The sequence below is a fragment of the Enterobacter sp. RCC_40 genome, assembly GCF_041360735.1.
Lineage (GTDB): Bacteria > Pseudomonadota > Gammaproteobacteria > Enterobacterales > Enterobacteriaceae > Enterobacter > Enterobacter ludwigii.
Genome location: NZ_JBFUPR010000006.1, coordinates 1 through 12,834, shown reverse-complemented (window position 1 = coordinate 12,834; position 12,834 = coordinate 1). Strand labels below are relative to the sequence as shown.

At 55.1% G+C, this 12,834-nt stretch carries 10 protein-coding genes; 3 read left to right on the top strand and 7 right to left on the bottom strand.

Going from position 1 to position 12,834, the window contains the following annotated elements:
* From bcsB to bcsR, 4 genes are read right to left on the bottom strand one after another with little or no spacing between them, the layout of a single operon-like run.
* Positions 1–2,421 carry a cellulose biosynthesis cyclic di-GMP-binding regulatory protein BcsB gene (gene bcsB / locus AB6731_RS18225; protein ID WP_041162902.1) on the bottom strand — a complete coding sequence of 807 codons (2,421 nt, stop codon included), beginning with the start codon at positions 2,419–2,421 and terminating at the stop codon, positions 1–3.
* 10 nt (positions 2,422–2,431) lie between these two features.
* Positions 2,432–5,047 (bottom strand): UDP-forming cellulose synthase catalytic subunit, encoded by a 2,616-nt coding sequence (bcsA, locus tag AB6731_RS18220; protein WP_025202799.1) that lies wholly within the window; start codon positions 5,045–5,047, stop codon positions 2,432–2,434.
* A complete protein-coding gene (gene bcsQ / locus AB6731_RS18215; RefSeq protein ID WP_020884482.1) occupies positions 5,044–5,796 on the bottom strand; it encodes a cellulose biosynthesis protein BcsQ in 753 nt (250 codons plus the stop codon). The genes bcsA and bcsQ overlap by 4 nt, the downstream gene beginning before the upstream one ends.
* A gap of 11 nt (positions 5,797–5,807) precedes the next feature.
* The gene (gene bcsR, locus AB6731_RS18210; protein ID WP_020884481.1) at positions 5,808–5,996 is read right to left on the bottom strand and encodes a cellulose biosynthesis protein BcsR; all 189 of its coding nucleotides are present in this window, start codon (positions 5,994–5,996) and stop codon (positions 5,808–5,810) included.
* 173 nt (positions 5,997–6,169) lie between these two features.
* Between bcsR and bcsE the strand changes: the two genes are divergently transcribed.
* The 3 genes from bcsE to bcsG are packed head-to-tail and all read left to right on the top strand — an operon-like array spanning position 6,170 to position 9,595.
* The gene (bcsE, locus tag AB6731_RS18205) at positions 6,170–7,732 is read left to right on the top strand and encodes a cellulose biosynthesis c-di-GMP-binding protein BcsE (RefSeq protein ID WP_371006636.1); all 1,563 of its coding nucleotides are present in this window, start codon (positions 6,170–6,172) and stop codon (positions 7,730–7,732) included.
* A complete protein-coding gene (gene bcsF, locus AB6731_RS18200; protein WP_025202797.1) occupies positions 7,726–7,923 on the top strand; it encodes a cellulose biosynthesis protein BcsF in 198 nt (65 codons plus the stop codon). The genes bcsE and bcsF overlap by 7 nt, the downstream gene beginning before the upstream one ends.
* Positions 7,916–9,595 carry a cellulose biosynthesis protein BcsG gene (gene bcsG, locus AB6731_RS18195; protein WP_020884479.1) on the top strand — a complete coding sequence of 560 codons (1,680 nt, stop codon included), beginning with the start codon at positions 7,916–7,918 and terminating at the stop codon, positions 9,593–9,595. The genes bcsF and bcsG overlap by 8 nt, the downstream gene beginning before the upstream one ends.
* Positions 9,596–9,640: 45 nt before the next feature.
* On the opposite strand, the gene AB6731_RS18190 is transcribed toward bcsG, so the two are convergent.
* From AB6731_RS18190 to murB, 3 genes are read right to left on the bottom strand one after another with little or no spacing between them, the layout of a single operon-like run.
* Positions 9,641–10,636 carry a glycosyl hydrolase family 8 gene (locus tag AB6731_RS18190; RefSeq protein ID WP_078774786.1) on the bottom strand — a complete coding sequence of 332 codons (996 nt, stop codon included), beginning with the start codon at positions 10,634–10,636 and terminating at the stop codon, positions 9,641–9,643.
* Positions 10,637–10,642: 6 nt separating this feature from the next.
* A complete protein-coding gene (gene birA / locus AB6731_RS18185) occupies positions 10,643–11,605 on the bottom strand; it encodes a bifunctional biotin--[acetyl-CoA-carboxylase] ligase/biotin operon repressor BirA (RefSeq protein WP_032680102.1) in 963 nt (320 codons plus the stop codon).
* The gene (gene murB / locus AB6731_RS18180; protein WP_371006635.1) at positions 11,602–12,630 is read right to left on the bottom strand and encodes a UDP-N-acetylmuramate dehydrogenase; all 1,029 of its coding nucleotides are present in this window, start codon (positions 12,628–12,630) and stop codon (positions 11,602–11,604) included. Before murB ends, birA begins: the two co-directional genes overlap by 4 nt.
* Positions 12,631–12,834 lie beyond the last annotated feature (204 nt).

Below are 12,834 nucleotides of genomic sequence, written 5' to 3'. Positions count from 1 at the left end.
TTACTCATCCGGGTTAAGGCGACGACGGCTGATGATACGCAGCAGACGCCACAGCACCCACGCCAGCAACACCACGCTGACGGCGGCCAGGATAGCCAGCAGAACCGGATGGTTAGCCAGCGCATACCACAGACGCTCGAACCACGGCAGATGGCCCACGTAGTACACATCGCCCACACGCAGGCTATTGACCCCAGACTCGCGGATCACCGCCACCGAACCAAACATCGCGGCACGTTTGCCGCTGTCGTTCATCGCGCTGTTGAGTAACGCATACCCACGCGGGCTGTCCGCCAGGAGCGCCACTACGCTACGCTGCTCGTTGTAAGGTGACTGGAAGCCAACCACCGCGGCCATTGGCCCCTGAGACGTAACGGTTGTCTGCACGCTGGCCTGACGATCGTTGATATCCGGCATAATGCTCGGGAACTCGGTCTGACGCAGTGGCGTGTTAACCCAGGACTGCGCTGCTTTGACCAGCAGATCGATACGCTTGTCATCCTTCAGCTTATCCGGGATGTTACCGATCACCATGATGTCCGCGTCTTTGTTTTGGATCTGGCTACCATCGTCAGTCAACGTGACGTTAATTGCCGGTAATCCGGTCTGCGCACCCACGGACGCCATGGTGTCCAGCAGGGTCGTCACCTGGCCCTCATTTGGCGCTTTTGGCATGACGACAATGGATTCAGAGAGATCGGCCATACGGCTGAACGGGAAGCTGGCATTGGCAAATGCACGCAGGTCCGGCATGGCAAGGAAGTGATAATACTTCGAGAAGTCGATGGTTGACTCATCACCAATCACAACGTGGTTCTGTACTTGCTGGAAGGTGATGCAGTTATCCACCGAGCCGCCAGGCATCGGGTTCATGTACTGGAAATCAAAGCGCAGCTGGTTGATCGCCCCAAGCTTCAGCGCCGGAATAGAGACGTCCGTTTTCCCGTCCAGCAGCCCCTGCAACACCGGCAGACGGAGCATCAGTCGGTTAGTATCCTGCGTACTTGTCAGACTGAAAGATTGCAGGAACTGGTTGTTCAGGCTGATATCCATGCGCGAGCTGTCTTTGGTTGCCGGCGCGGTGTAACGGTAGCTCAGATTGATATCAATGCCGTTGGTGCGCAACAGGTACAGGTCTGGCGGCAGATTCAGTGACAGACTAATTGGGGCTGGCTCAAGCCCCGTCGCCTGCAGCTGTTCTTCATACGTTTTCAGTTCGCCAAACGTGACGGCACGGTCAGTACGCACCCAGTTTGGTGCGTCATAAGGTTTACGCGGCAGCAGCGGTTTAACCTCATCCACCACCACGCTGTTTCCACGGAACAGAACGTTACCCTGGGCAATGCCCTTGGCCGCCTGCACCAGGTCTTTATCATCACGCCCGAAGACCACCAGCAGCTTCACGTACGGGTTATCCGGGTGGCTCATCATCTCAATGGTCGGCGCTTTTACGTCCGGGTGATCGCGCAGGAAGGCAGGACGTTTCGCGTTGGTCGCAAACACGATCGCGTTTCTGTCCGGCATTTTGTCGTACATCACCGGGAAGTTCTGCCCGCGCCAGCCGGAACGTGAACCAAACCACGATGCCACAATGGTGGCCGCCAGCTGCTCGGTGACGTCCGGAGACGCCGCAAACACCATTGGCAGCACTAACTGACGATTATCACGCGGATCAAAGAACGGAACCGGGAACGACGAGAGGTCGTTTTTCAGCGCCAGCGACTGGTAGGTCATCTGCAGCGAAGAGTTGCGTCCTACGTCTACCCACAGGGTATTGCTGGCAGGGTTCTCACAGACGTCACGGTAGTGACCGACAAACTCCAGACGTATGCGGTTAAAGTCGGTGATGAAAAGAGGGTTAATCGGCACCTGGGCCTGTGTTTTCTTACCCAGTTGCTCTTTTGTGACGGGCAGGACGTCCATCAGCTCATCATTCAGGTAAACCTTCAGCTGAGACTGTACCGGCAACAGCGACGGCGATGGCGTGTATTCAAGGTTCAGCATGGCGTGAGAGACCACCTCATCGCTGCGCATACCGAACTCAATGCCGCCGTTAGGGTTAATACCGCGCAGCACCATGCTGCCCGGCGGCGGCGCAATCTGCGCAAAGCTCAGCTTCACGTCCCGTGACGGGGCATCTTCCGCGACAATAGGCGCGTTTGCTCCCTGTACGCCCGGCATCACCTGGCCGACGACATTGCTGTCTGCCGGCAGGGTGTTGCCGTCCGTAGGCTGGTTCGGAATGACGTTTTCCGTTTGACCGGGTGCCGCGGTGATAACCGGATCGGTCGCCTGGGCGACCACAGGTACCGTCGGAGCAGGCGTTGCCGCTGCGTTATCGGGTGCTGCGTTAGCCATCGTTGTGGGGAGCGCACTTACCCCCATTGCCACTGCACATAACCAGGAAAGTTTAGTTTTCATCGCGTTATCATCATTGTTGAGCCATAACCGGGTCCGCCTGCTTCGCCTCATCCCGCTCGGGACGACGAGGAACGAACGATACGATCCAGGAAACCAGCGAAGTAAGGGACCGGAAAATTAATTTCACCGACGACGGGGCAAATTCTGCAAGGTGACGATAGCCACGGAACCCCAGCTTCAGAATATCCAGCAGGCTTTCCAGAGGTTTATCTTCCGGGAAGCTGTCCTGCCAGAGAGCCCACGTGTCCGCGCGGGCAAACGTACACTGCACAAAATCAATATGTTGCTTTTTCGTCAGCGGCATCAGCTGCAGACCGACTTCATTACCGGCTACACGCACCACCTGCGTCGGGAAGACGTACTCCTGCTGGCCGCGCTTCAGCAGCAGGTTAACCTTCTGCCCTTCCAGCACCTTCGCCTGACCGTTGATTTTTATCCCCAGACCACCGTCTGAGAAGTCGTGCACGGTACAGGAGAAGAGGTGACCATCTTCACGGGCGATTGCCGCAGGCATGCAGATTTCCACGCGATGCGCACGGCGGACCTGTTTGCTCTCCACCGACACCGCAACCGCGCCGCCGAGGATAATCAGGTTGTAGAACACCCATGCCATGCTCACGAACACGGTCAGGATCTCGTTTTCCGGGCCGTAGAAGTAGCGCCAGATACCGGCAATCACGCCCACGATATTCAGCAACACCAGGAAGATGTACGGCCGGGAGATGACCCAGTCGACATACTCCTCTTCCACCAGACCGCCCTTCGCGGTGACGTTGAATTTACCTTTGTGCGGGTTGATCAGTGCCACCATCGTCGGCGGCGCGATGTACCAGGCCAGCACCGTTTCGTAGATTTCACTCCAGAACGAATGGCGGTATTTACCCTGAATCTTCGAGTTCGTCAGGCTCGCGTGGATCATGTGCGGCAGAACAAACAGCGCAATCATCAGCGCAGGCGCGTAGATGATATAGGCGTGAAGAAGCAGGAATGCCAGCGGCGCGGTCAGGAAGATGAGGCGCGGGATACCGGACAGGAAGTGGAACATGGCGTTGACGTAGCACAGACGCTGCGCGAGTTTCAGCCCTTTCCCAATCAGGGGGTTATCGAGACGGAAAATCTGCACCATGCCGCGCGCCCAGCGAATACGCTGGCCGATGTGCGCCGAGAGAGATTCCGTTGCCAGACCCGCGGCCTGCGGAATACGCATATACGCGGAGGTGTAGCCCCGACGGTGCAGGCGCAGCGAGGTATGCGCATCTTCGGTGACCGTTTCGACGGCAATGCCACCGATCTCATCCAGCGGTTTACGACGAATAACCGCACAGGAACCGCAGAAGAAGGTCGCATCCCACATGTCGTTCCCGTCCTGCACCAGGCCATAGAACAGCGTGCCTTCGTTAGGGGTTTTACGGAAACGGCCAAGGTTACGTTCAAATGGATCTGGCGAGAAGAAGTGGTGCGGCGTCTGCATCATCGCCAGCTCTTTCTCCTTCAGGAACCAGCCCATCGTCATCTGCAGGAACGAGCGCGTCGGCACGTGGTCGCAGTCAAAGATTGAGACAAACTCACCTTTGGCATACTTGAGGGCGTTGTTGATGTTCCCGGCCTTGGCGTGTTCATGCGTGGTACGGGCGATGTACTCGACACCCACCTCTTCCGCGAACTGGCGGAACGCCGGGCGGCCGCCGTCATCCAGGACCCAGATTTTGAGTTTATCTTTCGGCCAGTCGATACCCAGCGCGGCGTAAATCGTGTTTTTTACCACGCTCAGGTCTTCGTTGTAGGTCGGCACGAAGAGATCGACAGACGGCCATTGTGACGTGTCTTTTGGCAGCGGAACCGGCTGACGGTTGAGCGGCCAGATGACCTGGAAATACCCCAGCACCAGTACAACCCAGGCGTACGTTTCCGCAAACAGCAGAACCAGACCGCACACCAGGCTGACCGGGTCATCCCAGTTGAGCGTTGAGGTGTAACGCCACCAGATGTAGCGACAGGAGACGGTCAGTGACAGCACAATCAGCATCAGGGCGGAGAAGCGTCCCGGGATACGGCGCACCAGCAATGCCACGCCCCACAGCAGGATCAGGAAGGTGAACTGCGCCAGAGGGTTAAAGGGCTGCGTAATACAGACCAGGGCCAGAATGAGCGAGAAAACGACGATTACGCCGAGTATAAAACGCCGCAAGCCCGGGTGCAGATGCCCGAGCTCTTTATGGTTATCCAGATGGCTGGTCTTGTCACCCACACGGTCAGGCAAACTGTCCAGCCACTGGTGATAGCGCTCACGTAAATGTTGCACGCGGGAGAAGCTGCGCCAGCGCGGCGCTTTGTTTTCTGAGCGGGACGACGTGGCCACCAGCCAGACAGCCTGAATGATATAACGCGCCGGATCCAACGGTCGCGGGCGGTCGGGATGAATATGCGGATATAACTCACTGTGCTGCGCACGAATGCGCTGCCAGCGCGGGTGTTCGAGGGGAATGAACGTCCAGGCCAGAATCATCCAGAAGCAGCCGAGCGCGGCGCTGAATGCCGAAGCTCCGTGCCGGCGAAAATGCCGGTAATGTTCGCTCAAACGCGAACTGACCGGCGGGATGAGTAACCAGCTGGCGAGACGGCTCATACAGAACTCCCTGCAGGCTCTGCCCCTTTGGCAAAGTGCAGCAGACACCAGTTCGCCAGCGTCAGGATCTCTTCTGCCGCCAGGGAATCGCTGCGGTATTCACCGAGTGGCTGTTTGGAGGCAAGGCATTCCGCCATGCCCTCATCACGATGGATAACAATCGGCAGCAGACGGCGCTGGCTTTGCAGCCAAACCTGATACAGATCGTCCTGGATCTGGCTGCCAATGCGTAAATCATTAATCAGGATATGACCATTTTCAGGCAACCCTTGCTGATGCAGACGGATATGGCAATTCGCGTCGACGTTCACAATCGACAGCACGCGATCGCACTGCGCCATAAGCTGTCGGGTCAGCGTGCCGGCGCCGTGCGGCAGATCCAGAAGGATCCACTTATAATGGCCTTTTTCTTTCAGCTCCTGCAGCGCGACGGTGAACTGGGAAAACAGACGCTGATAGGCAGCTTCATTTTCACGCTCGGTAGTGGTCAATTGGCCAAAGGGCAGTAAATCAAGCTGCGAGGTATAACGCATACCCGCATCGCGCCAGTCTTTATCATCAAGCAGCGCGCGAGCCCAACCCTCTGTACGCGTAAAGTCGACATTAAACGACATGCGCAGCAAATTATCGGCACAGGCGTCAATCACCAATACCGATTCACCTAAAAGCTGTAATGACCACGCCAGCGCCGCGGTAACGGATGTTGTACCTACTCCACCACGGACGCCCTGTAATCCTAGTATGGCCATCAATGGCTCCCTTATTGTTGTTGGGCAAATTCAGCTAATAGCGGCCAACGTTTAATAGCCGCGGCCAACTGTTCCCGCTGGGAAATGTCGGTGTAATCTATTTCAGGTAATGAAAACGCCTGCGTCAGCGCCAGAAAGTCGTTCTGGAATGTGTAACCCAGGGTTGAGTCGACTGGGGTGCCGGGTTCGTTATTATCCATTCTATTCCATCCCTTTGAGTAAAATCGCACAATCAGAAGTAGCGAGGCTTCCTGCCCTATCAAATTTCATTTACATGCTAAATCTGATGTTCTTTAATTTCAATGTTAGGTTTATTTCTACGCTTTCGCTAGTAAACTGAGATACAGAGAAATTAAACGAAAAGAGGGACACCGTGGACTCCATATTTTCTATTGGCATCCAGTCATTATGGGACGAATTGAGCCACATGCCAGTCGGAGGAGTCTGGTGGATTAATACGGATCGTAATGAAGATGCTATCAGTCTGGTAAACAAGACAATTGCCGCTCAGGGCAAGGATTCCCGCGTGGCCGTCGTGAGCATGGGCGAAGAGCCAAAGAAAATTATCACCCTTGAAAACGATCGCGGTCCGCAGACGGTGCGATTATTTTCCATGCCTGCGGAGGCCGATAGTCTATACTTTTTGTCCCGCGACATTCAGTGCTCTATTGATCCGGATCACTATCTGGTGATTCTGAAATGCTCAAATAACGCCCTGCAAAATATCCCTGCTGAAAAACTACTGCCCTGGCTGGAAAAAATCAATAAATGGGCAAAATTTCAAAATTGCACGCTATTGATAGTCAATCCTGGCAGTAATAACGACAAACTGTTTTCCCTTTTAATGGGCGAATATCGCTCCCTGTTTGGTCTGGCGAGTCTTCGGAACCAGGCAGACAGCTATCTCTACGATATTGCGTTCTGGTGTAATGAAAAAGGCGTAAGCGCCAGACAACAGCTCACCCTTAAACATATTGAGGGCGAATGGCACCTGGCGCAGCAGGAAGAAACCGTGGTGCAACCGCGCAGCGATGAAAAACGAATCCTGAGCCATATTGCCGTTTTAGAGGGGGCACCTGCGCTCTCGGAAAATTGGTCGTTGTTTGATTCTAACGAAGCGCTTTTTAATGAAGCTCGCACAACCCAGGCGGCAACCATTGTTTTTTCGCTCATGCAAAATAACCAGATTGAAACGCTGGCGCGACAGATCCATACCTTACGTCGCCAGCGCGGAAGCGCCTTAAAAATAGTGGTGCGCGAAAATAACACCAGCCTTCGCGCCACGGATGAGCGCCTGCTTCTGGGCTGCGGTGCCAATATGGTCATTCCGTGGAATGCGCCGTTATCACGCTGCCTGACGCTTCTCGAAAGCGTTCAGGGTCAGCAGTTCAACCGTCACGTACCGGAAGATATCTCCACCCTGCTCTCCATGACGCAGCCGATGAAGCTGCGCGGATACCAGAAATGGGATACCTTCTGCGACGCCGTCGGCAACATGATGAGCAACACGCTGCTTCCTGCAGACGGGAAAGGGGTGATGGTTGCCCTGCGCCCGGTACCGGGTATCCGCGTTGAACAGGCGCTCACGTTATGCCGTCCGAACCGCACAGGAGACATTATGACCATCGGCGACAACCGCCTGGTGCTGTTCTTGTCTTTCTGCCGGATAAACGATCTTGATACCGCCCTTAACCATATCTTCCCCCTGCCAACCGGGGATATTTTCTCGAACCGTATGATCTGGTTCGAAGATAATTCTATCAGTGCAGAGCTGGTGCAGATGCGCGCCCTCGAGCCTGAACAATGGGCGAAACCGCTCACCGTGAAGAGCGATGACAAACCGATTCTCAACGCCCGACATGACGGACACGTCTGGCGGCGAATACCGGAACCCCTTCGCCTGTTAACTGAGAATGGGGAGAACGCACCATCATGAATATCAGCGATATCATTCAACTGGTCGTATTCTGTGCGCTGATCTTTTTCCCGCTTGGCTACTATGCACGCCATTCCATACGCCGTATCCGCGATACGGCCAGAGTGCTGTTTGTAAAACCTCGCTATGTAAAACCAGCCGGAACACTGACACGGGCATCACACGTCAAGGCAGACCGAAAACATGACTAATTCTACCTATACCGCTTCGTCACCATCGCCGCTCTGGCAATACTGGCGCGGCCTTTCCGGCTGGAACTTCTACTTTCTGGTGAAGTTTGGTCTGCTGTGGGCAGGCTATCTGAATTTCCATCCCCTGCTCAACCTGGTGTTTATGGCTTTCCTGCTGATGCCTTTGCCCAATATCAGGCTGCATCGCTTGCGTCACTGGATTGCTATCCCTGTCGGCTTTGCTCTGTTCTGGCATGACACCTGGCTGCCGGGACCGGACAGCATTATGAGTCAGGGTTCGCAGGTGGCAGGGTTTAGCGCCAGCTATGTCCTTGACCTGACCGAGCGCTTTATTAACTGGCAAATGATAGGTGCCGTCTTTGTGCTGCTGGTGGCCTGGCTGTTCCTGTCACAATGGATCCGCGTCACGGTATTTGTCGTCGCCATTATGATCTGGCTGAACGTGCTAACGCTTGCAGGTCCAGACTTCTCCCTGTGGCCCGCGGGTCAACCCACGACCACGGTGACCACTACCGGGGGAAGTGCAGCGGCAACCGTCACGACGGCAGGTGATACGCCTGTGGTCGGCGATATCCCGACGCAGACCGCACCGCCGACGTCCACTAACCTGAACGCCTGGCTCTCCAGCTTCTATACCGCGGAAGATAAACGTCAGACCAAATTCCCGGAAGCCCTGCCGGCGGATGCTCAGCCGTTTGAGCTGCTGGTGATCAACATCTGTTCCCTCTCCTGGGCTGACGTCGATGCCGCGGGTTTGATGTCTCACCCGCTGTGGTCCCATTTCGATATCCAGTTTAAAGACTTTAACTCTGCCACCTCGTACAGCGGCCCGGCAGCAATTCGCCTGCTTCGCGCAAGCTGCGGTCAGACATCGCATAAGAACCTGTATCAACCCGCCGGCAACCAGTGTTATCTGTTCGATAACCTCTCAAAACTGGGCTTCACGCAGCATCTGATGCTGGGACATAACGGCCAGTTCGGTAACTTCCTGAAAGAGGTGCGCGAACAGGGTGGTATGCAGGCACAGCTGATGGATCAAACCGGACTGCCGGTCACTCTGCTGGGCTTTGACGGTTCACCTGTTTATGACGATACCGCCGTGCTGCAACGCTGGCTGAAGACCATCGAAAAAGACAGTAATCCGCGCAGTGCAACGTTCTACAACACGCTGCCGCTTCACGATGGTAACCACTTCCCTGGCGTGAGCAAAACGGCCGATTATAAAGTTCGTGCGCAGAAATTCTTCGATGAACTGGACGCATTCTTTACGGAGCTGGATAAATCGGGCCGTAAAGTGATGGTGGTTGTGGTACCTGAACACGGCGCCGCGCTGAAAGGCGACAGAATGCAGGTGTCAGGTCTGCGTGATATCCCTAGCCCGTCTATTACCAACGTACCGGCAGGCATTAAATTCTTTGGTATGAAGGCACCTCATCAGGGCGCACCGATTGAGATCGCTCAGCCAACCAGCTATCTGGCCATTTCAGAACTGGTTGCCCGCGCGGTTGACGGCAAACTGTTTGTGGAAGACAGCGTGAACTGGGATCAGCTCACCAGTAACCTGCCGCAAACTGCCGAAGTCTCTGAGAACGCGAACGCGGTTGTGATTCAGTATCAGAACAAACCGTACGTTCGCCTGAACGGTGGAGACTGGGTACCTTATCCGCAGTAAACCGCATTTCCCTCTCCCCCCAGGGGAGAGGGCTCACCCGTTCCGTTATGGCTGCTCAGCAAGCCATACAAGCATTTTCAGGCTTGCGGAGTAGTAATCATCCTTTGCAGTGATCTCGGGTTCTCCGGATGGCTGTCCCATCGTTAAATCACGTACTGCCAGCAGCCCCCCTTCCATCATGTAAGGCGCATATTCATTGGTCGTCACGTTTACCCATGCGGGAGTTTGTTCGCGGGGGAACTGACCGAACCAGGCTCGCCACGGCGTTAACAGCGGGCTCTTCTTATCGGACCAGGCCAGGTAAAGTGGAATGCGGATCGCGTCGTAGCTCATCCGTGGCGGCCAGGCTTTGGCCGGGGACAGCGTGCCCGTAGAGCCCAGTGAGACCCAGTCCGTGGGCAGTCTGGCTTTACCCGATCCCATTTTTGCCAGCAATCGATGGCCATCCTGAATCAACTTGCCCCAGACCGGCGAATGGCTGCGGCTGGCAAAGGCCTGCCAGGCCGGGAAGACGAAATAAGAGGGGTTAAGCACGATCTCACCGTCGAGGGTAAACCCCTGGACGCCGGGCAGCATCACGCGGTAACCCGCATAACGGGTCACGGTGTGGCTAATGAGTGCTTTCGTTATCGCATCCGATGCGGTGCTGTACTGTTTGTCATGCCAGCGCGAATCCGCTTTCAACAGCGCCCAGGCAATCAGGACATCGCCATCGGCGGCGTTATTTTTGTCAGCAATCGGGTTGGACTCGGCAGGGTTATAACGCCAGTAAAACAGACCATTTTCTTTGTTCTTCAGCGTACCGTCAGTCCATTTCCAGAGCTTATCGAACGTGGCTTTATCGTCGTTAGCCACCGCCATCAGCATGGCGAAGCCCTGGCCTTCAGTATGCGAAACATTGCCGTTGCCAGTATCGACAATCCGCCCTTCCGGCGTAAAGAAGCGTGCTTTGTAACTCTCCCAGGCCTGGCCCGCCTGAGAGAGGGGGGAGAACAGTAAACTCATCATGACGGCCAGAGCGGCGCATGCGGGTTTTCGCATAATGGGTTATTCCGCGCTGCGCAGTGAAATCTCACCGCCCACCCAGGGTTTGATCACGCCATCCTGCTCCAGGAGCAACGCGCCCTGTGCGTCGATGCCGCGGGAAATACCGTAGATCTCTTTATCACCAATCAGCAATTTCACCGGACGGTTAATAAAGTTATCCAGCTTTTCCCAACGGGACAGGAAGGATGCCAGCCCCTCTTGTTCAAAGAGCGAAAGCGAACTGCGTAATTCTTTAATCATACGCACGGCAAGGGTGTTGCGATCAATGGTGATCCCCGCTTCCTGCAGGTTGGTCCACGCCTGATTCACCACGTCATTTTGTACATTGCGCATCACCATATTGAGACCTGCACCAATGACAATTTGCGCCGCGTCGCCTGTTTTACCCGTTAATTCAACGAGAATACCGGCAAGTTTACGATCGTTCAGATAAAGATCGTTTGGCCATTTCACCCGCACCTTATCAGCACCCAGATCGTGCAGCACTTCCGCCATCACAATCCCGATGACCAGACTCAGGCCAACAGCAGCAGCGGGACCCTGCTCCAGACGCCAGTACATGGAGAGATAGAGGTTGGCACCAAATGGCGAAAACCACTTGCGGCCTCGACGGCCACGCCCGGCCTGCTGGTACTCGGCTACACAGGCATCCCCGGAGGATAATTCGCTGAGTCGATCCATAAGGTACTGGTTGGTCGAATCGATCACCGGCAAGACCGCAACATTGCCATGCTCTACCTGGCTGCGGATCAGCTCTTCATTCAGCAGCTGAATCGGCTCCGGCAGGCTGTAGCCTTTTCCGGGTACCGTAAAGACATCGACACCCCAGTCGCGGAGGGTCTGGATATGCTTGTTAATGGCGGCACGGCTCATGCCCAGGTGTTCACCCAGCTGCTCGCCGGAATGGAATTCACCGTCGGCAAGAATGCTTATCAGGGTTAAAGGGATAGTATTGTCCTTCACGCGATAACCTCCACGGCATTCACTTCACCCGTACGGCCAATGAAGCGGACCTCTGGCTCCAGCCAGACGTTAAATTTTTCGCCCACTTGCTGACGGACGTGATGGGCCAACCGGACAACATCCTCGCTGGTCGCATCGTTTTGATTAATCAGCACCAGAGCCTGCTGGCGATGAACGGCCGCACCGCCCACGGAGGCGCCTTTTAACTGGCATTGATCGATAAGCCAGCCCGCGGCCAGCTTCACGCTACCATCCGCCTGTGGGTAATGGGGGGCGGCAGGCCAACCAGCAAGAAACGCTTGTGCGTTTTCGCTGCTGATAACCGGGTTTTTGAAGAAGCTTCCCGCATTTCCATTCACTTTAGGATCAGGAAGTTTGGTCATGCGCATATGGCAAACCGAGTCAAAGACGTCACGGGCAGTCGCCGTTTCGGGATCGAGACGCGTTAAATCACCGTAGGTCAGCACCGGCTGCCAGTTTTTTGACAGACGCAGGCCTACGGCGACAATCACGTAGCGATCCTGATATTCATGCTTGAAAATACTGTCACGGTAGCCAAAACGGCACTGTTCAGCGGTTAAACGCTGAGCCGCGCCGGTCGACAGCTCAATACAATCTACGTATTCACAAACGTGTTTCAGTTCGATGCCATAGGCACCGATATTTTGAATGGGGGATGATCCGGCGCAGCCAGGGATAAGGGCAAGGTTTTCCAGTCCTGGCATCCCTTTGTCCAGGGTGTATTGCACCAGATGATGCCAGTTTTCACCGGCGCCAACGTGCAGATGCCAGCTATCGGCGCGCTCTTCCACATCAATTCCCATGATGCGGTTAACGATCACCGTTCCCGCAAAATCATCGAGAAACAGGACATTACTTCCTTCGCCCAGAATCAGTACAGGTTCGTCTTGTTCTGTTGCGCTTTGCCAGGCATCCAGCAGCTGCTGTGCAGTATCGGCACGTACAATTTTATTAGCATTACGTTGAATGCCAAAGGTATTCCAGGGCTTAAGGGAGTGATTCATAGACGCTATCCTGAGACAAAAACCGGGATAGTTTACCGTATATACGGGGGGATAGGTGATTAGTTTAGAGAAACGAGGAAGGGATAAAAACGCAAAAAGGCCATCCTTTCGGATGGCCTCTTCACTTATTTGATGCCTGGCAGTTCCCTACTCTCACATGGGGAGACCCCACACTACCATCGGCGCTACGGCGTTTCACTTCTG